25 protein-coding genes are annotated in these 25,701 nt (G+C 61.7%); 13 read left to right on the top strand and 12 right to left on the bottom strand.

What is annotated here, in order from left to right; genetic code table 11:
- On the bottom strand, nt 1-240 hold a 240-nt coding region (gene clpS / locus ABAC402_RS33315), incomplete at its 3' end, for an ATP-dependent Clp protease adapter ClpS (RefSeq protein ID WP_155847411.1).
- Nucleotides 241-714: 474 nt separating this feature from the next.
- Between clpS and ABAC402_RS33310 the strand changes: the two genes are divergently transcribed.
- The 9 genes from ABAC402_RS33310 to ABAC402_RS33270 all read left to right on the top strand — a co-directional run bounded on the left by ABAC402_RS33310 (nt 715) and on the right by ABAC402_RS33270 (nt 14,195).
- Nucleotides 715-2,106 (top strand): cytochrome ubiquinol oxidase subunit I, encoded by a 1,392-nt coding sequence (locus ABAC402_RS33310; RefSeq protein WP_023450167.1) that lies wholly within the window; start codon nt 715-717, stop codon nt 2,104-2,106.
- A complete protein-coding gene (gene cydB / locus ABAC402_RS33305; protein ID WP_023450166.1) occupies nt 2,096-3,100 on the top strand; it encodes a cytochrome d ubiquinol oxidase subunit II in 1,005 nt (334 codons plus the stop codon). Before ABAC402_RS33310 ends, cydB begins: the two co-directional genes overlap by 11 nt.
- Nucleotides 3,101-3,295: 195 nt before the next feature.
- Nucleotides 3,296-5,197, top strand: a complete 1,902-nt coding sequence (locus ABAC402_RS33300; protein ID WP_023450164.1) for a sel1 repeat family protein — start codon at nt 3,296-3,298, stop codon at nt 5,195-5,197.
- An 81-nt stretch (nt 5,198-5,278) separates the two neighbouring features.
- Nucleotides 5,279-5,713 (top strand): hypothetical protein, encoded by a 435-nt coding sequence (locus ABAC402_RS33295; RefSeq protein WP_023450163.1) that lies wholly within the window; start codon nt 5,279-5,281, stop codon nt 5,711-5,713.
- A 7-nt stretch (nt 5,714-5,720) separates the two neighbouring features.
- Nucleotides 5,721-7,118, top strand: coding sequence for a hypothetical protein (locus ABAC402_RS33290; RefSeq protein WP_023450162.1), 1,398 nt, complete (start codon nt 5,721-5,723; stop codon nt 7,116-7,118).
- Nucleotides 7,111-8,739, top strand: a complete 1,629-nt coding sequence (locus ABAC402_RS33285) for a hypothetical protein (protein WP_023450161.1) — start codon at nt 7,111-7,113, stop codon at nt 8,737-8,739. The genes ABAC402_RS33290 and ABAC402_RS33285 overlap by 8 nt, the downstream gene beginning before the upstream one ends.
- Nucleotides 8,739-9,371 carry a hypothetical protein gene (locus tag ABAC402_RS33280; RefSeq protein WP_023450160.1) on the top strand — a complete coding sequence of 211 codons (633 nt, stop codon included), beginning with the start codon at nt 8,739-8,741 and terminating at the stop codon, nt 9,369-9,371. The genes ABAC402_RS33285 and ABAC402_RS33280 overlap by 1 nt, the downstream gene beginning before the upstream one ends.
- Nucleotides 9,364-12,006, top strand: a complete 2,643-nt coding sequence (locus ABAC402_RS33275; RefSeq protein WP_023450159.1) for a hypothetical protein — start codon at nt 9,364-9,366, stop codon at nt 12,004-12,006. Before ABAC402_RS33280 ends, ABAC402_RS33275 begins: the two co-directional genes overlap by 8 nt.
- Nucleotides 12,003-14,195 carry a hypothetical protein gene (locus tag ABAC402_RS33270; protein ID WP_023450158.1) on the top strand — a complete coding sequence of 731 codons (2,193 nt, stop codon included), beginning with the start codon at nt 12,003-12,005 and terminating at the stop codon, nt 14,193-14,195. The genes ABAC402_RS33275 and ABAC402_RS33270 overlap by 4 nt, the downstream gene beginning before the upstream one ends.
- Nucleotides 14,196-14,292: 97 nt before the next feature.
- On the opposite strand, the gene ABAC402_RS33265 is transcribed toward ABAC402_RS33270, so the two are convergent.
- Entirely contained in the window at nt 14,293-14,730 is a 438-nt protein-coding gene (locus ABAC402_RS33265) for a phasin family protein (protein ID WP_023450157.1), read from the bottom strand.
- A 415-nt stretch (nt 14,731-15,145) separates the two neighbouring features.
- Between ABAC402_RS33265 and ABAC402_RS33260 the strand changes: the two genes are divergently transcribed.
- On the top strand, nt 15,146-16,633 hold the full coding sequence (locus tag ABAC402_RS33260) for a D-alanyl-D-alanine carboxypeptidase (protein WP_031235744.1): 1,488 nt from the start codon (nt 15,146-15,148) through the stop codon (nt 16,631-16,633).
- A 71-nt stretch (nt 16,634-16,704) separates the two neighbouring features.
- Here the strand turns inward: ABAC402_RS33260 and ABAC402_RS39305 are convergent, their stop codons facing one another.
- The 5 genes from ABAC402_RS39305 to ABAC402_RS33235 form a co-directional block, all read right to left on the bottom strand.
- Nucleotides 16,705-17,280, bottom strand: coding sequence for a hypothetical protein (locus ABAC402_RS39305; RefSeq protein WP_155847410.1), 576 nt, complete (start codon nt 17,278-17,280; stop codon nt 16,705-16,707).
- Between the two features lie 11 nt (nt 17,281-17,291).
- A complete protein-coding gene (locus ABAC402_RS33250) occupies nt 17,292-17,906 on the bottom strand; it encodes a TetR/AcrR family transcriptional regulator (RefSeq protein WP_023450154.1) in 615 nt (204 codons plus the stop codon).
- The gene (locus ABAC402_RS33245; RefSeq protein WP_023450153.1) at nt 17,903-18,460 is read right to left on the bottom strand and encodes a DUF5655 domain-containing protein; all 558 of its coding nucleotides are present in this window, start codon (nt 18,458-18,460) and stop codon (nt 17,903-17,905) included. The genes ABAC402_RS33250 and ABAC402_RS33245 overlap by 4 nt, the downstream gene beginning before the upstream one ends.
- Before the next feature lie 93 nt (nt 18,461-18,553).
- Nucleotides 18,554-19,009 (bottom strand): hypothetical protein, encoded by a 456-nt coding sequence (locus ABAC402_RS33240; RefSeq protein ID WP_023450152.1) that lies wholly within the window; start codon nt 19,007-19,009, stop codon nt 18,554-18,556.
- A 3-nt stretch (nt 19,010-19,012) separates the two neighbouring features.
- The gene (locus tag ABAC402_RS33235) at nt 19,013-19,855 is read right to left on the bottom strand and encodes a division plane positioning ATPase MipZ (protein WP_031235741.1); all 843 of its coding nucleotides are present in this window, start codon (nt 19,853-19,855) and stop codon (nt 19,013-19,015) included.
- Nucleotides 19,856-20,040: 185 nt separating this feature from the next.
- Here ABAC402_RS33235 and ABAC402_RS33230 point away from each other — a divergent pair, with 185 nt between their 5' ends.
- Genes ABAC402_RS33230 through radC form a run of 3 tightly spaced genes read left to right on the top strand, consistent with a single transcriptional unit; the run spans nt 20,041 to nt 21,846 of the window.
- Nucleotides 20,041-20,238 (top strand): hypothetical protein, encoded by a 198-nt coding sequence (locus tag ABAC402_RS33230; RefSeq protein WP_023450150.1) that lies wholly within the window; start codon nt 20,041-20,043, stop codon nt 20,236-20,238.
- 32 nt (nt 20,239-20,270) lie between these two features.
- Complete coding sequence (gene map, locus ABAC402_RS33225; protein WP_023450149.1) at nt 20,271-21,083, top strand: type I methionyl aminopeptidase; 813 nt, start codon at nt 20,271-20,273, stop codon at nt 21,081-21,083.
- A gap of 31 nt (nt 21,084-21,114) precedes the next feature.
- Nucleotides 21,115-21,846: a DNA repair protein RadC gene (radC, locus tag ABAC402_RS33220; RefSeq protein ID WP_031235740.1), complete on the top strand. Its 732-nt coding sequence runs from the start codon at nt 21,115-21,117 to the stop codon at nt 21,844-21,846.
- A gap of 2 nt (nt 21,847-21,848) precedes the next feature.
- Here the strand turns inward: radC and ABAC402_RS33215 are convergent, their stop codons facing one another.
- From ABAC402_RS33215 to ABAC402_RS33200, 5 genes are all read right to left on the bottom strand, one after another.
- Entirely contained in the window at nt 21,849-23,132 is a 1,284-nt protein-coding gene (locus tag ABAC402_RS33215) for a hypothetical protein (protein WP_023450147.1), read from the bottom strand.
- 81 nt (nt 23,133-23,213) lie between these two features.
- The gene (locus ABAC402_RS33210) at nt 23,214-23,552 is read right to left on the bottom strand and encodes a Dabb family protein (protein ID WP_023450146.1); all 339 of its coding nucleotides are present in this window, start codon (nt 23,550-23,552) and stop codon (nt 23,214-23,216) included.
- A 12-nt stretch (nt 23,553-23,564) separates the two neighbouring features.
- The gene (locus ABAC402_RS33205) at nt 23,565-23,855 is read right to left on the bottom strand and encodes a putative quinol monooxygenase (protein ID WP_023450145.1); all 291 of its coding nucleotides are present in this window, start codon (nt 23,853-23,855) and stop codon (nt 23,565-23,567) included.
- Nucleotides 23,856-23,906: 51 nt separating this feature from the next.
- Entirely contained in the window at nt 23,907-24,080 is a 174-nt protein-coding gene (locus tag ABAC402_RS40270) for a hypothetical protein (protein ID WP_155847409.1), read from the bottom strand.
- A 208-nt stretch (nt 24,081-24,288) separates the two neighbouring features.
- Nucleotides 24,289-25,530, bottom strand: a complete 1,242-nt coding sequence (locus tag ABAC402_RS33200) for a peptidoglycan-binding domain-containing protein (protein WP_023450144.1) — start codon at nt 25,528-25,530, stop codon at nt 24,289-24,291.
- Nucleotides 25,531-25,701: the final 171 nt, after the last annotated feature.

Raw genomic sequence — 25,701 nt, 5'->3', positions numbered from 1 at the left:
ACGGCGCGCCATGTCGACGACATGGGCCACCTTCGTCTCCGCAACCTCATACGTATATACGCCGCAGACCCCGACACCGGTTTGGTGCACATGCAACATAATTCGGGTCGCTTCCTCACGCGATTTGTTGAAAAACCGCTCAAGGACGTAGACGACGAATTCCATCGGCGTGTAGTCGTCGTTGAGAATCAAAACTCGATACAGAGACGGTTTTTGCGGCTTAGGCTTGGTATCGACGATGGCAAGCGGCGAACCCGCCGGGCGGGTACCCGCGGAGCCCTTGTCAGCCGCCGTAATGGCTTCACCGGAAGCCAGGAAATACCTTCGCAACAAAACCAACCTCATCTGAATTTACGTTTCAAGCCCCGCCCTTTCCGCATCAGGCAAGGCCCGTGCCGCGACCAAGTTGAAATAGGATGGCGCAGCGAAATAACAAGATAGTCCAAACTGAAACGCTGTTAAGGGGGGAAATGCACAAATGGGACGTGAAACGATCACAGATCATTGCTGATGTTAAAATGCGACAGTCCTGTGGCCAGACCGCTACGCCGGGGCTTCGTGGTTTCCGGTAGGTTGTGCCCGGTGAGGCGCAAACCATCGACGCGGAGACTGTCGGCATTTCGCTATTCCAGCGTCGCTGCGGCGGCACGCCACATGGGATTACGATCGGGTTTATGGCAAACACCGGCCGCGCTCAATTGGAGGCGCCGCGACATGCAATTCACCGCCGAAATCCTGGCCCGCATCCAGTTCGCCTTTACCGTTTCGTTCCATTTCCTGTTCCCGGCCCTTTCGATCGGGCTGGCCTCCTATCTCGCCGTGCTGAACGCCCTCTGGTTCTGGAAGCGGGACGAGGCATATCTGCGTTTGTTCAACTACTGGAAGACGGTATTCGCTGTCACCTTTGGCATGGGCGTCGTCTCCGGAATCGTCATGAGCTATCAGTTCGGCACCAACTGGGCACGGTTTTCCGACCGTGCCGGCGCCGTCATCGGGCCGCTGATGGGCTATGAAGTCCTGACGGCCTTTTTCCTAGAGGCCGGCTTCCTGGGTATCATGCTGTTCGGGCGGAAAAGGGTCGGCGACAAACTGCACCTGCTCGCCACCGCCCTGGTCGCACTCGGCACCTTCATCTCGGCCTTCTGGATCCTGGCTGCCAATAGCTGGATGCATACGCCGCAGGGCCACGCCATAACCCCCGAAGGCCTTTTCGTGCCGGTCAGCTGGGTCGAGATCATCTTCAATCCGTCCTTCCCCTACCGCCTGGTCCATACGGTTCTGGCCGCTTTTCTCACCACGGCCTTTGCTGTCGGCGGAGTCGGTGCCTGGCACCTGTTGCGCGACCGCGACAACCGGCTGGCGAAAATCATGTTCTCCATGGCCATGTGGATGGCGGCGCTTCTGACGCCGGCGCAAATCCTTGCCGGCGACATGCACGGTTTGAACACACTGGAGCACCAGCCGGCCAAGATCGCCGCCATGGAAGGTCATTACGAGACGCACAAGGGCGCACCGCTGATTCTGTTCGGGTTACCCGACGACGACGCGGAGGAGACCCGTTACGCCGTTGCGATACCAAAACTCGGTTCGCTGATTCTGGCCCACGATGCCAACGCCGAGATCAAGGGACTTAAGGCCTGGCCGAAAGCCGACCGGCCGAAATCGGCCATTGTGTTCTGGTCCTTCCGTATCATGGTCGGTTTGGGCCTGCTTATGATGGCGGTCGGCCTGTGGTCTCTCTGGGCGCGGTGGCGCAAGACACTTTACTCGGATCGCTGGCTGCTCAGAGCCGCAGTGGCAGTCGCGCCATCGGGATTTGTCGCCGTACTGGCCGGCTGGGTAACGACGGAAAACGGCCGCCAGCCGTGGACGGTCTACGGCCTGATGCGGACGTCAGACAGTCTGTCGAACATCGACGCCCCAGCCGTCGCCGCCTCGTTGATCGCCTTTATCATTACCTACTTCGTCGTCTTCGGCGCCGGCGTGTTTTACATATTCCGCCTGGTCAGCACACCGCCCGACCTGCTGCCGCAGCAGGAACTGGAAAAAGGCCCTGTCCGCGCGGCCGGCCTTACGCCAGCTCAGGAGCCCCGCGATGGCGTTTGATCTTCCCACCATCTGGGCGGCGCTGATCGCCTTCGCCGTCCTGGCCTACGTCATACTGGACGGGTTCGATCTGGGCGTCGGTATCTTGTTTTCCGTCTTCCGGGACGAACACGACCGCGACATCATGACCAATTCGATAGCGCCGGTGTGGGATGGCAACGAAACCTGGCTGGTCCTGGGCGGCGGCGGGTTGATGGCGGTCTTCCCGCTGGCCTACGCCACGGTCCTGCCGGCCTTGTACGTTCCGCTGATCCTGATGCTGCTGGCACTCGTCTTCCGGGGCGTGGCGTTCGAGTTCCGCTGGCGCACCCGGCGCTGGAAGCCTGTCTGGGATATCGGGTTCATGATGGGCTCGACGGTGGCGGCGTTCACCCAGGGGATTGCCCTGGGCGCCCTGGTTCAGGGTATCCGCATCGCTGACCGGCAATATGCCGGCGGCTGGTGGGACTGGCTGACGCCGTTTTCGCTGACCACTGGCGTTGCGGTCGTCGTGGGTTATGGGCTGCTGGGCACAACCTGGCTGAACCTGAAGACTGTGGGCGCCGTCCAGGACAAGGCGCGCAGATGGTCGCTGATCCTGGCCGCCGGGACCCTGGGCCTGATCGGCGTGATCAGCCTGTGGACGCCATTTATCAACCGCCTCTATTTCGAACGCTGGTTTGGCTGGCCGACCGCCGTCTTCTCGGGATTCGTGCCCGTGTTGCTGGCGATGTGCGCCCTGGCGCTCTGGCATGGCTTGCGGACGGGCAAACACCTGACGCCGTTCCTGGCGGCCCTGGGTTTATTTGTTCTGAGCTATGCCGGCATCGCCATCAGCTTCTATCCCTACATTGTTCCGGGCGCCCTCACCTTCCACGAGGCGGCCGGGCCGGACAAGTCGCTGGGCTTTCTGCTGGTCGGCGCGGCCATTCTGGTGCCGATTATCCTGGTCTATACTGGCTACGCCTACTGGGTGTTCCGTGGCAAGATCGACCCCGGGGAGGGCTACCATTGAAGCCGCCGCGCCAAGTCACGCAATGGCTGTGGTTCGCCGGTTTGTGGCTGGCGGGTGTTGCGGCGGTCACGTTCGTGGGACTTATCATCAAGCTGATGCTGCGCGCATAGATCTTCTGCTTCCGCGCAGGCGCGATGTCTGACAAAGAAGGTTTGTCGTCAAAAAGGCGTAATCCTGAAAGTCTATTAGTCCGCAATGAGTCTGATTCCCCCGCACCCGCTCGATACCGTCGCGGCCTTCGGCGACAAGCTCCGCCTGAGCAGCATACGGGCGCGTCTTTTCGACCGCTTTCTCTATGAGGGCGTTTACGAAGGCCAAAGGGTCCTGGTGCACGAATTCGCACCGCAGGGATTGATACGGCGAACGAAGGGCGGCAGTATCGTCGCGGCCGAAGCCCGCTTCGACGCGGCCTACGCCAGGGTCGCGGAAGCGTTTCAGACCGTGATGAAGAGCGTGCATCCCAACCTGCTGGGCGTCATTGTCGCCAAGGGCAACTGGGTGGTGACCCAGGCGCCGGGCAAGCGGCTGGTTGACGCGACGGGTGACAGCTCACGCGACCTCGCCATGGCCCTGAAAGCCGTGGTCGACGCCGGACTGGTGCTCGGCACGATCTGCCCCGACACTGTGTTTTGGCAACACGGCAAGATCGTCTTCGCCGGGCGGGCGCCGGATTATCGCGATCTGATCGATATCGTGGCAAGTTCCGATGTCGCCGGGCCTGCTGGATACGCGGCACCGGAGGTCTACGACGCCATGAAGCGCGCCGCTATCGGCCATGAGGCGGACATGTTCGCGGCCAGCGCGCTTATGTTCCGGTTGTTTGCGGGTCGCGATCCGGCCGATATTCGCACCCAGGATCTCGCCGCTGATGTGGGCGCCGCCCCCGATGCCGTGCGGACAGGGCTAACCCTGTCGCGCAAGGCCCGGGCCGAAAGCCTCGGCGCCTGGTTCGACGGTTTCAAACCCGTCGCGCCGGCCAGGCCTGTCGTTGCGGCGCCGGCCAAGCCCGATGTGGCACCCCTTGCCGCGCCGACAGGCTTGCGACGCATACCCGTGATGGTCATAATTCTGGTGGCCGTTGTGGCCATTCCGCTTGCCATCACCGCGCTGACGGTGGGACTGGACAGTTGGAAACAGGCAGCGACAGAGCGCCGGACACGTGAGGCCCGTGAAGCCGTCGAGGACTGCCGCACTGCCGTCGGCCGGGCGGCATCCGACGCCCAACCCCTGTGTGCCAAGGCGCTCAACAAGATACCGGATACGCTGTCACCTGACTACAGCTGGGTTGCCTATACGCTCGGCGTGTTATGCGAAAAAAAAGACGCCTGTGGTGGCAAGACGGCGCTCGACTATTACCGCCTGGCAGTCAGCGACCGGACCACCGCCCAGGGCAAGGTCGCCAATTACAAGGTCGCCAAACTGGATACCGGGCTGAGCCTTTCGCAGAGGCACGACCACTATGCCCCGGCCGCCGGCGTACTGAAAAAGCCGGATGGCGCCTTTATCCGGGCCAATCGCAGCGTCTATGGCGACGCTAACTACCAGATCGGCCAGATTTTCGATACCTGGAGCCAACAGGACAGCTTCAATGCCGAGGAAGCACAAAGGCTGTCACCGGGCTCAACGCGGGCACCGCAAAAGATCGCCCTGATCAGCGCCATCAATCGTTTCGAAGTCGCCAAAACCTACGGGTTCGACACCGACAGCCGGCTGATGGACCTCTATCTGCGGCGCGGCGACGGTGATACCGAAGCCGCTCAGTACGACTCTGCGGCCACAGCCTACAGACGTGCCGGGGCACTGGGCAGTGCCGATGCCAGCTTCAGGGCGGCCGAGCTGTTTTTTGCCGGGCGGACAACATTGATCAAACAGGATGAAGCCCTGAAGCTGGTGAATTCGGCGTCCGAGGGCGGCAATACAGATGCCGAACTTTGCCTGGCTGCGATGCACTATTTCGGCTATCCCTATGACATCGACCTGATTGGCGGCATGGCTTCGTTTGCCGCCTTGACCGTGCGCGGCGTCGACCATGCGCGCCTGGACGGGCTGGCATGCCGCGACTGGATTCGCCAGGGACAAAATCAGCGACAAAACTAGAAGCCCGAGACAAAACAAAACTTAGAGCGCGGTTTTGAGTCCGTCAAAACCCATCCCGCTCTGGAAGACGGAGAAGCAGCCATGGTGTCCAACGACGAAGACGCGCAGAAAAGGGAACTGGCGCAGGGCTTTTTGCATTTCCTGGTCGATGGCGCAGCGGCCAGGGTGCCCGGGAGCCGGATGCCGTCCCTGGCCGACACCATAGCCGAGCGTGTCAGTCAGGACACCCGCAATCAGGTCGACAGCCTCTTGCCGCAGTATCTCAACCAGGTGCTGCCCGGCCTGGTCGACCAGGCCGTGGCCCGGCGTGCCGACGAGGGCCAAAGTGCGTTCGGCCGCTACGGCAGGCTGGCGGTCATCGCCTGCGCCGTTCTGGCCGTTACCTGCGTCATGCTGGCCGTAGCCTATGTGATGAAGCCAGCCAACAATGCGTCCGTTGGTGAGCCACCTGCGACCAGCGTCGCCGACGACACCGAACTGACGCCCGGCGGCACCTCGATCTCGGCCGGCAACTGACGTCCCCATGGCCACCTTTTCCACCCTGATGATCGGACCGGACGGACGCGGACGCGATTTCCGCATTCGCGCCCAGGCGCAGGCGCCTGACGACAGGACATCTCCCGAGGCCCAGGCACGCAATCTGCCGCTGGTTCTGGCGCGGTGGGCGGAGTCAGGCGAGCCCGAGGTGGTGGCGTGTCTGCCCTTGCCCGGCGGCGACTGCCTTGTGCTGCGCGCACGTAACCAGGGCCGGACGCAGAGCGGGTTCGCCTGTTTCGCCAACGCCGTCATCGTGCCGGCCGCCATGGGCCCGCAACAGGAAAGGGTGTGCGTAGCCCTGCTGTCCTTGCTGCCTGAGCCGGACGGCAGCGATGGCTTTGCGCGCAAGCCGTTGACCGTCGAAGGCCTTAGCGACCCGGCGATCGCTGCGCATAGCTGGGATGGCCTCGCGCCGCGGTGGTACCGGCGGGTGGTGGTAACCGACGGATCCGCCGCCGAGACCGTGCTGACCTCGATCCTGGGAAGCGTGGCACAGGATGAGACGGCGCCGACGCTGACCTGGGCCACCTCCGCGCATTGGGCCTCCGTGCTGGGTCACGCGGCCCTGATCGTCGTGCCGCCCGGGCGCGAAACCCAGGCCGTGGGCTTTGAGCCCGCGCGCATGACGGCGGCGGGGTTCGACGGCAATCACTTCGACGTGCCGATGCCGATCCGCATCCGCGAACGCTTCCTGGAGCTCCTGGCTCCAGAGGTCCGCGCCTTGGCAGCCCAGCGTATTGACACTGCGGCGGCGACACTGGATGACCAGATACTGACCGTCGCAACGCGCGTTGTCGCCGGCATGAACTACGATCAAGCCCTGACACAGACCCTGCGTTTTGCCACCATCCCCGAAAGCGAGTTGGCTGGCTTTTTCACCCGCTTGTCACAGCGCCTGTTCGCCTGGTTCCTGCAATCGGACGCCCATAAGGGACAGCTTCGCAGAACGCTCGAAATATTCGAACTCGCGGACAATCGTCCGCTACTGAGGTCTTTGGGGCCGGTCTGCGGCCTTATGCTGGACAGTCCGAGCCTGTGCGGCGAACTGGACCTGGCACTTGTCGCGCGCCTGGCTGAGCGCCATGACCTGCTCGCCATACTGGCGGCCCGGCAGGATCTGGCCCGTATCCTGGGCGATGTACCGGCAGACGTCGCGATCGTCTTCTACGACCGGCTTATGTCGGACGACCTCCGGGAGAGCACGGCGCGCGGCCTTTCGGCTGCGGCGCGCCAACTGTCTGGCCGGAAAGACCTGCCGGGCATGGCCATCATGTTGAACCGCCATCTGAGTGGGGCGGCCTCCCTTATCAAGACCCAACTGTTAATCGAACTGGTCCTTCTGATCTACCAGACGGACATGCCAGCGAGTAGACGATATGGCTGAAGCTCACTACCACTGCAGCAACTGCGGCCGCGACATGCCGCCAAGCCAGGCGCGCTGCGCCATCTGCGAAGGAGTCGACGAGATCGGCGTGCCGGTACTGAAGGCCGGCCCTGCCCAGCCCGATACGCCGCCGTCCCCCGATACACTGCCGTCCAATGTCATTGCGCTGAACCGGTTGCCGGAGAGGCCGGCGCCGGCAGCCACGCCTGTTGAAGCGATACCCGACGCGCCCGCCAAGGCACCGCCTCCGCCGGTCGAACCCGTACACCCGGCCGAAACGCCGCTCGACAGGGAGGTCGCCGTGTTCCTGGGCGACATGAAGGCCTGCCACAACCAGGACATGAAGATTATCACCCTGCTGGGCTTCCCGACCGCCGGCAAGACCTTCTTCCTCAACCGTTTCAAGTATGAGATCCAGCAAAACGACTCGCCCTACGGCTGCACGCCGGGCTATGCCCAGAATGGCACCTTTATCGCCAGCACCACGGTACCCAGTGTCCACATCTTCGAGTTCGACGAAGCCTACGAGAAGTTCGCCATCGTCGATATTCCGGGCGAATATTTCCGCGAATACCTCGAGCAGGAAGGCGCGGCCGAAGGCCTTCGGCCCGAGGTCAAGGCGGCCATCGACGCGGTTTTCGCCAAGTCGCGCGGCCTTGTTATCCTGCTGCCCGCCGAAGAAATCGCCTTCTCCGGTCACCTGTACGGCGATTTCATCGACGCCGATGGCGTCCTGCCATGGCTGGCGGGCCACTATGATGACGCTCTCGCCGGTCTGGGGCTGGAGGATGCGCGGCTGCCGGAACATGTGTCCGCCTACCTGGGGCAACTGACGACCGAGACCATCATCCGGGGCAAGGCTGAACCGCTGATCGCCGAGGAAAACTACTATGCGGCCCTGGCCAGTTATCTGGAGCAGGAGAGCCTGGGCGAGAGCGAGGACTTCGACCGCACCATCTTTGGGGAGGTCACGCACGAGTCCCGCAGGACGCTCGCCCAGGTCATCCGCCGGCTGGCCGACCATTGCCGCGCTGAGCGCGAAATGCACACCTTCATCTCCAACATTGTGCGCCTGCCCTATGCCAAGGCCAAGTCGCCGCCCATCTATATCGCGCTGTCAAAGGCCGATCAGCTGGAACGCCAGGTCGAAGCCGCCCGAGGGCAAACGCCCCTGCCACAAGCGCCCTTGCCAGAAAAGCCCGTGGCGCCGGGCGCCGGGCGCGACCAGGCGCGAGCCCTGGACCTGGCGCTGATGCTGCGGTCGCCGGGGGTCGCTGCCATGGCGACACAGCGCCTGCAGGTCGAGGCGGCGGACGGGCGGGCGCGCCTGACCATGGCCCCGGACCAGTTGATGGAACAGGACATCAAAGGGATGAAGCCGCTGGCCAGCAAGTTCTCCAGCCGCAAATACGGCTTCATCACCGCCTTTGCCGGCCTCGACAAGGCGCGTATCAATTACCGGCTGGGCCAGGACGGAGTCTACGACGTCATCGAATGGATTTTCGAAAGCCTGGACCTGCACAGCCGCTACAACCGGGACGGCAAGCTTTATGAATTCATTATGCACATCAAGGGCCGCAAAAGTGCCAAGCCACTGACGCCAAAGAAGGGCCGGCCGTAATGGACATGCTGAAGGCGGTTTTGGCCTTTTACACGGAAATCTATCGCGACCGGCGTAATCACCTGCCGCTGCTGGCTTGGTTTTTGGTCGCCCTCTTGCTGGCCTGGTTCCTGCTTTTGGCCCAGGACCGCTGGATCCACGCCGATCTCAATGCCGCCGCCTTCGATCGCGAACCCGCGCACCGCGCCTGCGCCGGTTACGACACCGCTTTCTGTTATGCCTGGCTCGGGGAACTGGATCAGAAGCGCCGGGTCCTGGCCGTACGCACGGGCGTTTGCCAGATGGAGACCCAGTGCGCCTCGACAGCGCCACAGAAAGACCCGCTTATCCGCCCGGCACCGTGCGCCGGTAACGGCGGCTGCAGCACGGACAAGGCTGTGTGGTACGCCGACAAGGTCTGCACCATGCCACAAAGCCTGTGGTCGCGGGCAGAGACCGGGGTCATCCGCCGGCTGGTCATCGCCGGAGACACGGCGTCGCCCTGCCGCACTTCGGCCAACCTGCTGGCCCGGCCCAACCTGAAGGAGGTTGGCTTGCCCAGCTCCGTGGTTTTCCTTCTTTTCGGGCTGATCGCCTTCGTGCTGTCGCCTCTGCCGGTCGCGGTGAGTGCCTTCCGACGGATCGGTGGCTGAGACCGTGGAGATCGGGCCAACCTTCGTCGCCTTTTGTGCCTGCACCCTGCTGTTTCTATGGGCGCAATGGGAAAAGCCGCGGCTGGGGTCATGGATACGCTCTGCGGCCCTGTTCGGGCTGATCGGCGTCCTTTTCCTGATCGGTTTTGCCAGTCCCAACCGGGAATCGCTGTCAGTGCACCTGACCGCGCTGATGGCCGATCCCAAAACACCGGCGCCCGATGCTCTGATCGTCGGCGATCATCACGATTACGCCGATTTCGTGGTCAAGCCGTATGCCGCTGACATGGGCTACAAGCCGGCAAGCGCTGAACATCAGGACTTTGTAACGGTGTCGACGCAAAGCCGGACTGTCACCCTACAGACGACGCCAGGTGATCCGCAGACGGGGCGGCCGGCCATGGTGGTGGCCTGGCGCGACAAGGACGTGCTCCGTTTCGACAAGGCCGTCAACCTCGGCAAGGCGGCGCGTATCTGCCTGGACAAGGCCTGCGGCAAGACTTTCGCCTTCGACGCCCGGCAATGGCGCAAGACCCTGGCCGAGACTCACGTTTCCGGCCGGACGCCGCATTACTACCAGCTTGTCTTCCGCCCGCCCGCCTTTGCCGGCAAGCAGTCGGCGATCTTTCACACGCCCGACGGCCGGTGGCACCTGCTGGCGCTGGATCCGGACGTCCGCATCGAAGGCGCGGTGCCGGCACAAACGCGAATCACCCTGACGCCGCAGCAGGCCCTGCGCGTGTCGCTGTTTCGACTCGACCTGCCCGATCCGGAGCTGGGTGGACCGACGCGCATGGTGTCGCGCCAAACCCTGGCCATCGAAGACACCGGCACCGGCGTGGTGCTGCGGCCGAAGACGCCGCTGGCAGCACGCGCCGGCAGTTGTGACAATCCCCGGCTAAGCCTGACGCGCTTGTCAGCCGATAATCCGATGGTCGACTACGGCACTCCGGAAAAATCCCTGGTCTTTACCGCTCTTGGCAATGGCAGCCTGAGGGACGACGGCAGCTATCGCGCCGCGTCGCCAATGAATCGCGCCGATGACGGGCCTTTGCTGGGGGGCGCGACGTCGTTGTGTGATTTCCACGGCCGCGATTTCAGCGTCACCGGTCAGCAACTCACTGTCGTCAAAAGCCGCTATCCCGACGATGCCGCGCTCAGGTTTTCGGTCCAGGGCATGCGCATCCCCTGGCTGATGCTGGCCTTTGTCGCCTTTGCGCTGATCCTGGCCGACCGGGTCGGGGCAAAGGCCTGGCAAGGCGACCGCACCGAATACGTCCTGGTCGGGCTGATGCAATACCTGCTGACCCTGCGGCTGCTGATCGGCGTGCGCGGCAGCCTGATGGATCCCAATATTGTGCCGTCGGACGTCTATAGCGACGTCGTTGCCGCCTTTGTCGCCCTGCCGGTGGCCATGATGGGCCTGCGGCCGTTGCGGGAACTGGGCGTCAGGCCCCGCCTGCTCCTGGCCGGCGTTCTGACGGTGGTATTCGGCTTGATCTGGCTGTGGACGGGATCGCTCGACCGGCCGTTCCTGACGGTTGTGATCGTTGCGGCTGCCGCCCTGGGATGGCCGGCGCTGGAGCGGCCGATGGTGGCGGCGAAAACCTGGATCACCCAACTTAAGCTGCCGGCGAAGGTAACGGATCTGGCGGCGCGTTATGATCTGCCGGTCCTCGCCATCGCCCTGATCGCCGGCGCGGCGGTGGCGCGGCTGATCGCCTTCTGGGCGTTCGGTATCCGCGAGCGGGCCGTGATCGCCGTTAGCCTGCCCTATCTGGCGGTAATTTTGCCGGGGTTCGGCCTGTATCTGGCGCATGTCGGGCGTTCCCCGGTCAAGACCCTGCTCCAGGCCGTGGTGTTCGGCGCCCTCGTGCTCGTCGCCGTCATCCTGGTCCCGTTCACCACGCGCGACCACGGCTTTGCCATCATCCAGACCTTCCCCATCCTGGCCGTGGCCTTCGCTGTCGCGTGGCAGTGGCAAGGGGGGGCGGGGCGGTGGCCCTGGCTGGCCGCCCTGCCCGCCGCGATCGCTGGCCTGGCCGCCCTGCTGTGGCTGTTTCCCTATGTTCACGGTGCTGCCCCTACCGGCGGCGTGCTCGAAACCTTGCGTTATGCACTCAAATTCCAGGACAGCAACGATATCCGCCTGCTGCATCAGTTCCATGGCGATCTCGTCTCGGGCTTCGCCACACGCGTGGCGGTTGCCAACACCCAGTTCTGGCGCGATATCGGCACCTTTACATCCTCGCTGACCGGCACGGGCTATCTGACAGACCAGGGTCTGGGCGTGTTTGGCTATCAGGCGCTGCATTTTTCCGACAATCTGTCGGCCGTGCACATCATGCATCCCTTCGGACGGTTCGGGGCAGTTCTGTTCCTGGCGGCCGTTGTGTTCAGTGTCCATCAGGCGATCCCGGCAGGGACAGCCGGCGCCGGGCGTCTGACGGCGCAACTGGCCTTATGGACCCTCGCATTTTCCGCGGGTTATATGGTGCTGGCGAACCTGGGCTGGGTGCCGTTCACCGGCCGAAACATCTACCTCCTGGCCGTCTCCTCGGGCAGCGACCTGGCCGAAGGCTTCACCCTGGTGGCGATGGCGATCATCGGCCTGCGCCTGGCGAGGCCGTCATGAAGCTTGCGTCCCTGCGCTTCCTTAAGCCGCTCCTGCTGAGTCCCTTTCCCGTCATGGTCATCCTCGGCGCCCTGATCCTGGCGCCACGGCCGACCGGGCTAAAGACCGCCGATCGCGGCACGGCCTATACCGACACCGTCAACGGGTTGTTCGAAGCGGGCCATCTGGAGGGCAATGCCACCCGCCGCGGCGCTAATAAGGTCGCCATCTCTGCCGAATGCCGTGCGCAGGCTGACTGCTATCGGACGGTGCGGGACTTCGCCCTTGCGTCCTATCTGAAGGACGACATGAAGCGGCCTGGCACCGATACCTGGATACTGCGCGGCAATCGCATCACCGGTTTGCAGGCGTTTACGCGCCTCTACTACGACAACGATATCGATCAGGCCGTTGTACCGCCACGCATCGTCTACGCCTCGGCCGGTGTCGATTTTGACGACAGCGATCGCGTCCAGGTCGTCGATCTCGACCGGGGCCGCAGTTGCGATATAGGTGCCAATGAGCGCCGGGTCATTCCGCCACAGGGCCAGGAAGCGGGGCTTTGTAGTCCGGTCGTTGCGTCCGGCTGTGCCCTGGAGTTAAAGCCGGTGGTCGACAATGGCATCCAGTCCTACGCCATGGGATTGGCGCCTTCGACCTGTGGCCGGCTGTATGCCGACGGCAAGGCTGTGACGCAGGCTGCCCTGGCTTCCGGCACGATCCTGCGCATCGAAACCGGCCCCGCCGGCTCTCGGCCCGCTCGGCTGCTGGTGTCCGGCGCTTCCGGCACAATGGCGGCGACCGACGGCCAGGGCACGCGCTATTACGACCATGGTTTTGTCGAACTGGCGCGGTATCTGGAACGCTCGGCGCCCGAACTGACACCGCAACTAACCAGCGCCAATGAGATTCGCCTGTCGCTGCACCGCCGGTTGAACCTGGAGGCCAATAGCCTGCTGGCAGCGCAGATGCGGCCGCAGGTCGCCGCCTCCGGCCGCAACATCCTGGCGGCCGCCGTCTTCATGGATGGCGTGACGGGCGAAGTGGCCGCCCTGCCCAGCTTTCCATTCGTCAGTCAGGACCTCCTGGATGCAGAGCCGCAGAACGATCCGCGCCTCGACCGCAATGCCAATTTTATGAACCTGTCGATAGGGTCGGCTGCCAAGGTGCCGTTTGCCGCCGCCATTGCGGCAAGGTGGCCGCAGTTGCAGGCCATGAGGGTTGCCGACAATGCGGCAACCGTGGGACGAGTTCTTGGCTATCCGGCCGCCTTCGAATCTCACAGCCACGGCGCTCCGGTCGAATTCAGCCGGTTTATCGCCGAGTCGAGCAACCGCTATGCCGTGGCCCTGATGGCGGCAGGTCTGCGTAACGGATCGCCGCTGACCTGCGAGCAGAATTGCCGCCCCCTGCAGGACGAACAGGGTATCTGGCTGGGCGACCAGCGCATTAACAAGGTAGCGCCGCCCATGCTGAAGAACCCGTCGGTGGCGGGCGAATGGCGCGGCTATCTTCAGGACTATTTCGATATCGCACCCGGCCATTGCCTGGCGACGCCGGACTACGGCGATGCGTCCTTGTGGGGCGGCAAGCGACTGGGCCCGGCCTATGAGCTGAACCCGCCGGCGCTGTGCCTGACCCAGGTCGCCAATGTCACGCCCGACTACTATATGAGCGTCCTTGGCGGCAGCCGGTCGCTGTGGTCGAGCCTCTTCATGGCACAGACCTATGGCCGCATTGTCAGCAACCGCAAGATCGAAGCAACCCTGTTGGCCCGCGATGGTATACGCGACGGCTATCACCGCCTCCCGTTCCCGGCCATGGGCCTGGAGGACAGTCTGCACCAGGCGATCCGTACCGGCATGAAGGGGACGCTAACCCAACCGGCAGGCACAGGCAAACGGCTGTTGAGCGAAGGGTCGCTGTGCAACACCGCATCGGACGATGGCTACGACTATACCTGTTTCGCCAAGACCGGGACTGGCCGGATTCGCGCCGGGCAGGACGTGCACAGCCTGGCTCTGGTGATCGAGAAAACCCATGCCGACGACGCGGGCACGCTGTGTTCGCGCAGTGTCATCGCAATCAATATTCAGCATCGCAATGAAGACGCGACACCGGCCATTACCTACGCCCTGGCCGCTTTAAAGGATCCGCTCATGCGCCGGTGGATCGATCGCCCCTGCATCGCGGCAAAAGCTGAGTCCTAAAGCGCAATACCGGCGCAAACAAAAACCCCGAACCAATCCGGTCCGGGGTTTCAGCACTCTACTGAGATGTCAGTCGCGTCTTAGAGCGGGATGATTTCTAGCGGTACGACTGGAACTTTTCGACGGCGGCGGTCATGCGCGCGTTGATCGGCTTGAAGGTGTCCTTGAACGAAGCCGACAGGGTTTCCGTCAGCAGGTTCATTTCCGACACATAGGCTTCCATCGAGGACTTGGCGTAGGCCGACTGAAGTTCGATGACTTCCTGAATACTCTTGGCGCCCGACAGGGTCTTGGTGGCAGCAACCGCTTCTTCCCAGTTCTTCTTCGAGAAGGCCAGGGCTTGAGCGCCGACAGTTTCCGCGCCCTTGGTGGCGGCGGTCAGCGACTCGACGACGGCTTCAACATTGCCCTTGGACAGGCTGTTGACTTCGTTCAGGGCGCCCAGGGTCTTTTCGACCTGGTCCTTGAACGCTTGATTACCGGCCAGGGCGAACTTGTCGACAGTGGCCTTGATGGTTTCGGCTCCGGTATCCATGATGATGCTCCGCTTCTTATGGGTTGCCGCACGACTGCCAATAAGCCGCGTGCGTGGGTGTGATCTGCCGGGCTTCTGTCCGGCTTGATTTGACTTTTAACGCAACCGCAAAACGAAGTCAAGATTTATTGTGCACCGCACAATGCGCTAACGATAATGTGAAGCGACAATTCGCGTGGGATGGGAGAATTTTGGCGTGACGGCAACGGTCGTGGTTGTCTTGTATAGCCAGCCCTTGCGATCACAGGGCTCCCTGTGAGCGGTCACAAATCGGTGTGTTTAACCCCGGGTTAACAAAACGAGGCGACATAATTGGGTTTTTCGGGTTATGCTGCTCTTGCGCACACGCAATGGGACCAGATTGCTTTCTTATTACGGCGCCAGTGCTTTTTGTACCAGAGTTGAGGACGTGTTGATGCGTAAATTCGGGCAGGCTACATCCATTGCTTTGCAAGACAGGCCGGTGGGAACAGCGGCGGGCATGAAAGGCCTGCTGCTCGTACTCCTCGCAGCATGTGTGCTGTTTGCGCCCCTCAAGGCGCGTGCCCAGGACCTGAGTGGCGACGTGCGTTACTCCGCCATCGTCGTTGATGCCGTCACCGGCGAGGTCTTTTATTCGGCCAAGGCCGATTCGGCGCGTTATCCCGCCTCTCTGACCAAGATCATGACCCTGTACATGGCCTTCGACGCCCTTGCCATGGGGACACTCAAGCCCGACGATTCCATCGTAATGAGCCGCAACGCCGCGTCGCAGTCGCCGGTGAAGGTGTACCTGAAGGCCGGCGACACCATCGACGTCGATTCGGCCATGCGCCTCGTAGCGTTGTATTCGGCCAACGACCTGGCTGTCGCCCTGGCTGAAAAGATCGGCGGTTCCGAAGAGCGTTTTGCCGCCCTGATGACCATCAAGGCCCAGGAATTGGGCATGGGCCAGACCCGTTTCATGAATGCATCGGGCCTGCCCGATCCGCGCCAACTGTCGTCGGCGCGCGACATGGCCATCCTGGCCCGTGCCGTCATGCGCGACTATCCGCAGTATTACGACTATTTCAGCCTGCCCAGCTACACCTACCGCGGCCGTACCTACGTCAACCATAACCCGTTGCGCAATATGCCGGGCGTGGATGGCATGAAGACCGGCTTCACCAATGCTGCCGGCTATAATCTGGTGGCGTCCCAGGTGAAGGACGGCCATCGCCTGATCGCCGTCATGCTGGGCGGTAACAACAAGTCCCAGCGCCGCGAGCATGTCAGCTTCCTGATGAATACAGGGTTCGACATCTTCGACCGCCGCGCCAACGGAGAGGTCATTACCGTGGCCCAGACCGAGTTCACGAAGGCGTTCGCCGCGCGCAACCTGCCGGATGAGCCCAAGCCCTACACTATTCTGGCCAACCCATACACGACCCTTGCCAGCAACGAACCGCTGAGCGACGACGGTCTGCGCAATGTCCTGGAGGCTAGCGAAGAGGCCAATGCCGTCGACGACAATGTTCAGACCGTCAGCGCTTCGGTCAAGGCGCCCGATGTGGTCAAGACTCTGACGATCAAGCCCGCCGCCAAGGCTGTGGTCAAGGACGCGCCAAAAGCCGACGCAAAATCCGGCAAGCGCCTCACCGATCAGGTCGCCGAAGCCAAGCCTTCGAAGAAGAAAAAGAATCCGAATGCCATCTGGGCGATCCAGGTCGGCGCCTTCAAGAACAAGTCCCTGGCCAGCGATTGGGTCAGCAGCATCAAGAAGAAGTTCAGCACCGCCCTGGGCGATGCCACCTCCGACATCAGCAAGTCGGAGGCCGGCTGGTACCGCACGCGTTTCGCGTCGATGACCAAGGAACAGGCGCAGAAGGCCTGCTCTCAGATCTCGGCCAAGCGGCTCGACTGCATGGTGGTCAAGGGCGGCTGAGACCTTTCCCCGATACTGGTAAAAGAAACCGGCTCATCCTGAGTCGGTTTTTTTGTCTGTTTTTTTTTGTATCAGGGCCTGGCCGGCAACGGCGGAAGGACCGGTGTCGCGGTTGCATCCTCGACATAGTCGAAACCGCCGGTCTCGACCCACTGGCCATCCTTTTCCATGCTCGAGCGCACGCGATAGACGCCATCAGCGCCGATCTCGCCCTTCGACCGCAGCTTGCCCATCCCCGGGACACCATGCACGGTTTCTTCGGCGACATAGCCCTTGCCTACCCCCGCCCGAATGATACCGGTCGTATAGAAGCCGCCCGTCGTGACGTAGGTATAGACATAGCCGTCACCATCGGCTGCGGGGAACAGCACGCTCTCACCGGCGTAGGCGCCATTATTGACCGAATGGACGATGCGGATGGCATGGCCGCCCAGGTCCCACTGCCATTGCTGGATATCGTTGATGGGGGCGCCGCCAGCCGGGCCCTTGCCGGTGCCGCGCCAGGTCTTGCCGGCCCAGGCTTCCAGAGGGGCAAAGGCGGCGCGGCCTGTGGCCTTGACCGGCACCTCGGGCGTTTGCGCCAGGGCGGCGACGGGCTGGGCCAGACAGAAGGCTGCAGCGGCGGCCAATAAACAACGTCGGATCATAATGAACTCCCTCAGATCAGTTCCGTGCGCCGGGCCGCACGCGCCATCAGCATATCGAAGTGGTCCCGCAGCATCGTCACGCCACGGTCGAAATAGGTTACGTCGAGATGCGTGCGCGCCTGCATCACGCCGCCCTCCATGGTGGTCAGCACGAACTGAGCCAGGGCGGCCTTGTCCAGGCCCACCGGCAGACGATCGCCGGCAGCGTCCAGGCAGGCTTCGATCGCGCGGGTCCAGCCGGTGAAGTTGACGGCCAGCAGGTTGCGCACCACGGGATCGGCTTCGTGCAGTTCCAGCGCCAGGCTGCCGATGGGGCAGCCATAGGTGCATTCGGTTTCGACGATCAGCCAGCGATAGCGGTCCAGCAGGGCGAAGATTCGGTCGATCGGGTCTTCGACGCCCTGCCAGGCCGGGTCGAGCAGATTGGGATACAGTCCGTCGCGATAGGCTTCGAGCACGGCAATGAGCACGTCCTGCTTGCCCGGAAAGGCATGGTAAAGACTGCCGCTGTTGAGCTGGGTGCGGCTCAGGATGTCGGCGATCGACGTCGAGTTGTAACCCTTGGTCCAGAAGAGATCCATGGCGGCCAGTACGATCTTGGTGCGGGTGTCGAGTTCGGGTTTCACGCGGCCTCCCAGGCCTGCCGCAGCCAGGCTGCGACGTGCGCATCAACCTCGTCAGCTGAGGCCAGCCGGACGCGGTGACTGACCATGGCATTGAAACTGCCCGCCGCTTCAAGCCGGCCGTCCGGCGCCACCCCTTTCAGCACCAGGCCGAGGTCAAGACGGTCCCTGGTGGAGGGCTGTGCCAGGCCGAACTGCTTGCTTCGGCGGAAACTGACATAGCCTTTTTTCGGCGCGAATTCGACGCCGTCAAGGTCGGCGAGGATGGCGGCGATGCGGTCATAGACGGGCTTCATCGCGCTTTTGGGGCCGGCGAACATGGCCTTCATCAGATCGTCGTCGGCATTGGAGCCGGCATCGGAGCCGAAGGTCTTGTGCGCCACCAGATTGGCATAGCCGTGGGTCAGGCCCTGTTCGACCTTCAGCCAGTCGACCACGGCCTTGTGTTTGTCCAAACCGCTGCTGCGGGCCAGGGTCAGCCACTCGACGAAAGGCTTGCCCGTCGCGGTTTCGAGATTGGCGATCATCTTGTCGGTTTCGGCTTTGACATCGGCCATGGCACTTCCCCGTAACACTGATCTTGATTAATCGTTCAAACCCGCGCTATGTCAAGAGGCATTTGAATGATCGTTCTAGCAGAATGGCAAAACCTACCGTCGCTTCAAAAGCACGTCCCGGGCGGCATTGAGTGCCTTGGCGCGGTCGGTCGAGCCGCCCTGGTCAGGATGGGCCGCCTTCATCAGTTGCTTCCACGCGCCGATCACGGTCTTGCGGTCGGCGCCGATCGCCAGGCCCAGGGTCTGATAGGCCTTGATTTCTTCAGGTGTGTAGGCGGCCGCGGCTTCCGGCCGGTCGGGGCCGGACGGGAAGACGGAGAAGCGCACGGTGCTGCTGACCAAGATGGCCGCCGCCAGGGCGGCCAGGCCCGGCCAGAAGGCGCCGCGCGCCATCAGGGCGACGCCCAGAACCATCAGGCCCAGGCTGGTGACGCCGCGCAGGACACGAAATTGCCGGAACCACGGGCCGGATTGGACTTTACCCAGCCTGATCTGACGGCCCAGGAAGATCAGCATGGCCAGGATGGCCGCGCCCACCGCAATCCACATGCTTCAGCTCCCGGTGTCAGCGAGGCAGGGAGCGGCAACATCATCGCCGGCTTCCAGGCCCAGGGATAGCATCAATGCACGCAATTCCTGGCGCGCCGAAATATGGGCGATGGACACAGCCACCGGACGAATCTCGGGCGACAAGTCCTGGACCGTCAGGCCGAAGGGAAACAGTTCGCGGTAGATGACGCGATCGCGCAGACCAGCCAGGACGCGGAAACCGACGCGCTTGCCTAAGGCGGCAACGCGCTCGTCAACGCGTTTGCGGTTGCGCGCCTCATGGGCGGCCAGACGGTTACGTAACACGATCCATTCGATCGACCGGCCATCCCAGCGAACGCGTTGTTTGCGCGAATTCCACACGGTTTCAGCGTAGATTGACGGACGCTTCACGTCGAGCGTCACAGGATCGACCTCGCCCAACAGGTCGAAGTCGATAAAGCTGTCGTTCATCGGCGTGATGATGAGATGGGCCGCAGCATGTGCGCGGCGACTGAGGACATGGTCGCCGCCGGGCGTATCTATAATGACGAAATCGGCGGTCTGAACGGCTTCGTCCAGCGCGCGATCAAAAGCCATCTTCGCTTGCATTTGCGGAACCTCCAGCAGCGTCGCTGGTTTGTCATGCAGGAAGGGTTCGGCGGCGTGCGGGATGGCGACGGCACGCGCCCGCGCCCAGGTCAGGCGGCTGGAAAAGAACCGCGCCAGGGTGCGCTGGCGCAGGTCGAGGTCGATAAAGGCAACCCGCATGCCCTGGTGCAGGAGATGAACAGCGACGTGCATGGCGACGGTCGATTTCCCCGCCCCACCCTTTTCATTGCCAAAAGTCAGAATCCGCGCACGCATGAACATCACTTAAGCGCTTCTGCGGAGGTGCGCCAGAGGATAGCGCGAGGCCACCGTGGGCAAGTCACGACAATGTGTTGTGCATTGCAAACGGCCGGTCACTGCATCTGGTCCGCGGTCGGACTATATTGGGACTCAAGGCTCGGGCGGGCACTGTGTAACTGCGTCACCAAGGAGACCGGCTCATGGCCAAAGGCGACCTGCCCTTAGATAATCATGCCGAACGTATCATCTGTATCATGGACGCGATCGACCACGGCCTTACCGCCGCGGAGACGCTGGAGGAATGCCCCGCCTGCGCGCCAGGCCTGACCGCGCGTGAAAGCCTGCGCCATGACGACATGGGCTGGTCGATGCCGACGTGCCTGTCCGAAATGCCCTAGATTCTGGACCGTCAGGCGACTATATTGCCGCCATGACCACAGATTCCGATTATCTCGTCCGCTCCGAAACTATTCGCATTCATTCGGATGAGGATTTTGCCGGCATGCGCCGCGCCGGCCGGCTGGCCGCCGATTGTCTCGACATGTTGATCCCACACGTCGTACCCGGCGTGAAGACCTCATATCTCGACGACCTGGCGCGCCAGTTTATCATGGACCACGGCGCCTTTCCGGCCTGCGTCTTCTACAAAGGCTATCAGCACACCGTCTGTATCTCGCCCAATCACATTGTCTGTCACGGCATTCCGTCGGACAAGGCGTTGCGCGAAGGCGACATCGCCAATATCGACGTCACGGTGATCGTTGACGGCTGGCATGGCGATACGTCGCGCATGTACGAAGTCGGCGAGGTTGCCCCCAAGGCGAAGCGGCTCGTCGATGTCACCTACGAGGCTCTGCGCCTGGGTCTGGAACAGATCAAACCGGGCAATACCTTTGGAGATATCGCCGCGGCTATCCAACGCTATGCGGAGGCCCAGCGGTGTTCGGTGGTGCGCGACTTCTGCGGCCACGGTCTGGGCCGGGTGTTCCACGACAATCCCAACGTCTTGCACTTCGGTCGCGCCGGTTCGGGTCCCAAGCTGCAAAAGGGAATGTTCTTCACCGTCGAGCCGATGATTAATCTCGGCCGCCCGGAGGTCAAGGTGTTGAACGACGGCTGGACGGCCGTGACGCGCGACAAGACCCTGACCGCACAATGCGAGCATAGCTGCGGCGTGACGGACAATGGCGTCGAAGTCTTTACCGCATCAACGACCGGTCAGTTCCGGCCGCAACGGGTATAGACAGTTCAACCGCGGCGGCTATAGTCGCTGCATGCCCTCTGCCGATGCTTCCTCCGAGCCGAAAAAACCCGATCATAGTGGTCACAGAGACCGGTTGCGCGAACGCGCGCTCAAGACGGGCGCCAGCGCCCTGCCCGATTATGAGCTGTTGGAACTGTATCTGTTCCGATCAATTCCTCAGCGTGACGTGAAGCCATTGGCGAAGGCCCTGCTGACCCGGTTCGGTTCCTTGCCGGCGGTGCTTTCGGCGCCGTTGGAAGACATGGTTCAGGTCTCGGTCGTCGACGGCAAAGGCCGGACATTGAAGGTCACCAAAAACATCGCACTGGATTTGCAGTTGATGTTCGAGGCTACGCGGCGGGTCGTGGCGCAGCCCGTGACGCGGACCACTGTTATCGCCTCGTGGTCGGCCCTGATGGCCTATGTCCAGGTGACGTTGGCGCATGAACCGCGCGAACAGTTCCGTGTGCTCTTCCTCGACAAGAAGTACCAGCTGATGGCCGATGAGATTATGGGATACGGGACGGTCGACCACGCGCCTGCCTATCCGCGCGAAATCATGCGCCGGGCCTTGGAGTTATCGGCCGTCAGCGTGATCCTGGTCCACAATCATCCGTCCGGCGATCCAAACCCGAGCCCGGGGGACATCGATATGACGCGGCAGATAGTGAAAGCCGGCGAACCCCTGCGGATCAAGGTGCATGATCACCTGATCGTGGGCCGCGAGGGTGTGGTCAGCATGAGCCAGCAGAGGTTGATGTAGAACTACTTGCGAGTCTCATCTTCATGTCGCTTTAGGGCGCCCAAGGTATTGTGAAGCCACGCGGCGTATTCCTCGACATCGTTATACTGATAAATGTCGGGGAAATCGAACCGCAAACGTTCTGTCTCCGTTTCCTTAAAGGCAGCAAGGAGATGACCAGGAATATGTGTCTGGTACATGGCTTTCAAAAAGGCCAACTTTTTGACGACATTGCCCTTCTCACGAATGGCGCGGTGGAACAGACTTCGCTGAACAAACCAAGCCAGCGCCAGAGGTAGGAGCAAAATCGCCGCCAAAGAAAAAAGTATGGTGACATCAGTTGCTGGATTTAACAATTTGTAAGCGACGACCATTGCCCAGGCGATTGCAGCAACAACGCAAAGCCATTTCAGTTGCTCTATCCTCGCCTTGACGGATGGCACCCAGATTTGATCAAAGTCCTGCTGAAATCGCGTGTGGCATCGGTTTAGTGTTTTGTGCAACACATATCCGCAAATAAATAACAGATATACCCGCAACAACCCGGAAGCTCCCCGATCTGGATCCTTGTTACGAGCGCGTTCATTCGCAACTTGTTGCAGATTTTTTATTCTATTTGACAAAACATCATGATTTCTAAGTCTTATGTCTTTGGCGCGATTGTTACCTGAGTTGCGATACTCGAAATCCCGCCACCACCGAAACCAGCTAATGAGATAGCCTAGCCCAAGACAAAGCGATGCTATACCTATTGATACGCCCGCCAAGAATACAAAATTGATGGCATTCGGATAAGCGACAAATGGGTCCTTTATCCCGGCCGCATAAATCAACGCATCGTGCAAGTGTGTTCGCGAGACAAGGTACCAAACAAACGCACCGGTCGTTACCACCAGCGCCAGTACGAAAGCCAAAATCGAGATAAACCGCGGAATTCGGTCGTAGTGTACTGCAAGCAACTCGGCTTCGTCTTTAAGGTAACCCAGTCCCTCGTCCTTACGGTAATTCAAAGCCTGGAGTGAGCCTTTTGCAGCGTCGAGGCGATCATCGAAATCCTGCCGCTGATATGAAGCGTAGCTTACATTTTGCAGATAACCAACCAGCTTCGATATTTCGTCGCTCTTGCCGGAGGTATCAATGCCATCAACCGTATCCAATTCAACATTTTCGAAATCTGTCGAAGGACCCTGCTGAAGAGTGTCTATTGCTGGTATCGTGTTGCGGGACGGGTTCTCTGGGCCAAGCGCCGAATCATTGTCGCTGACGCGGTTCAAAGATTGGTTGTCGCCGTTTGGGTCAAAATCCATAATGCCCCCGCATCGTTTCGGCACGTGCAGCGCCCTCATATTCCGAGGTTAACCCAAAGGTTAAGGCACTACAATGCGCGATTAACCCTCCGGGTTGATAGTGACCGGTTGCGCTGTATCGGCAACTCCCCAATCAAGGATAAAGTCGATCTCCAAGAACGCCGCCACTTCCGGCAGCCAACGGCCCTGGACGAAGGCGACATGGTCCGGATGATCGTTATAGGCCTGGTAGTCCGCGTTCGAGGCGAACTCCATCGAGACGCCATAGTCGAAGTCGTTCTTGCGGCTGATCTGCGGCAAGACCTGCAGATTTAAAACGCCCGGGATCTCGGCCAGTTTGGCCAGAGCCGCGAGGAAGCCGGCTTCTTCGGGCGTGCCCTTGCCGTGCTTGAGACGGAATGGAACGATGTGACGTATCATGACTTCTCCTTGTTACAGTCCGTAACCACCGACGGGTTCGGTTACCGTATGCTGTCCGAAGGACGCAATCAACGGCATCGCTTTTTTGATGGTTTCCGCAACGGCCGGCAAGGCCACTGACGCCTTGTGCTGTTCGGCGCTGTCCCACACCTCGGTTATCCAGATTTTGTCGCCGTCGTCGGGGTCTTTCGCAACGACATAGCTGCGGCAACCTGGCATTTCGCCGACACTGGCCGTCATCAGTCCGATCAGTTCGTCGCGCTTGCCCGGCTGGGCGCTGAAACTGCCAATAAGTCCGTACATAGGTTTCTCCTTGATTGAGCCCGTTGTCGCGCCGTTCGCTACCCATCCGTGTCAGCAATGGCCGGAACAGGCATAGTCCCTGAAACCCGCCTGCGTGCCGTCAACATAGATGTCGGCCGCACCGGTGATGTCAAGGCATTCGACGACGCCCCTTTTACCTGGACAATCGGGGCTTTGGCCTGGGACAGACCGCTGGGGCTCAAGGGTGATGGAAGCCGGTTTCACGCGCGGCGCCGAGGCACGCACTACCTAAAGCGCAATCCGATAAAGTGATGCCACCGCACGGGCGTCCCCGTTTACGGAAAAATTGCGCGACAGAACAAAACCTTAGAGCAGTGTTTTGAGTCTTTCAAAATTCATCCCGCTACAGACATGAAAACGGCGGACTTTGAACCCAAAATCCGCCGCCATCGCGCTAAAACAGTCTTGTTATCTAGAGCTTGATACCCAGGGCGCGGACCGACTCGACCGACATCTGGCCCTGCGGCAGGCCCTGGTCGGCCTGGAATTTTTGCATGGCCGAGACCGTGCCCGAACCCAGCTTGCCGTCGACCGGACCGGCGTTGTAGCCGCGCTTGTTCAACTCGCGCTGAATATCCGAGACAAGGGCCGGCGAGGCATTGCGGTCGCACAGCACCTCGCGCCAGACCGGTTGGGCGCCGTCAGTGACGCGGCTGCGGACCTCTTCGCGATAAACGGCCGGAATTTCGACCGTCTCGACGCGTGCGGGCGTGATGACTTCCTTGACCTTCTGCTTCTTGTAGACGGCCGGGACGACATATTCCTCTTCGCGGCCCTCAGATGCGATAACGACGCGCCTGACCTGACGGGTCACCGCGGGGACCTCAACGCGGCGAACGCGCTCGGGCTCGACCATGACCTTGACCTTGCGGTCTTGGTAAACCGCCGGCAAAACTTCCAGGCAAAGCACGGTCTGGGCGCTGCCCTGCTGCAGATACTGGGTGGTGGCATTGTCGGTCGGGATGACAACGGGGTACTTGCCAGGCCACGTCAGGCTGCCGTCGGCGCGGTAGCGCACGGCTTCATGGGTGACGGGCGTCACAAGCGCAGCGCCCGTAGCGATGCCAGCTTTTTCAACCCAAACCTGCCGTTCGGGCTGAACCATGACGCGTTCGGTGCGCGTTTCATACCGGGCGGGGATCACCTCATCACGGAACCCGGCAGGCGTAACGACCTCAGTTTCCATGAATTGACGGGTCTTGGGTGGGATAGACCGACGCATAACCTTTTCGGGTTCGACCAGAACATCCTTCATCCGCCATTCGACGACTTCGGCGATGGTGCGGGTTTCGGTGCGTGCCTCGGCGACGAGGACGCGATCCTTGTAGGTTTCGAATTCGGGCGCTACCAGCAGCTTGGCGAAGCACTGGCCGGGGCGGGCATATTTGCGCAGCTCTTCCGGCACGGCCTGCCAGGCAGCGGACCCCTCACCGCCGTCATAGGCCACGACATCGCCGGCCGGCACCGCTGGCCCGGGGCTGCCGGACTGGACGACAGCCACCGTCTGGCCGGCAGCGTGTTGCGATGATTCTGTGAAGCCGGTACTGACGGGCTTCACCGCCGGCTTGTTACCGAAGGCCGACGCCGACCCGGCCAGGGCCAGGACAGACAAGGCGACAACGGCGACACCGGAATTCAGGAAAAGCTTAGACACGTCGACAACCCTCAAACAACCTAAGTAGACTCTAACGGGTGAAATTAACCTTTTGTAAACCACAGTGCCAAGCCTTCACACCCACAAAGCGTAAATTAACCAGATTGTGAGGACGGCTGTTTCGCAGGTGCAAACGATCAAGCGCAATCCGACAAAGTGGTTGCCACCTTT

This window comes from Asticcacaulis sp. AC402 (assembly GCF_000495835.1).
In the GTDB taxonomy this organism is placed as follows: Bacteria; Pseudomonadota; Alphaproteobacteria; order Caulobacterales; family Caulobacteraceae; genus Asticcacaulis.
Note: the sequence above shows the minus strand (reverse complement) of the source record. Positions and strands in the feature narration are given on the sequence as shown.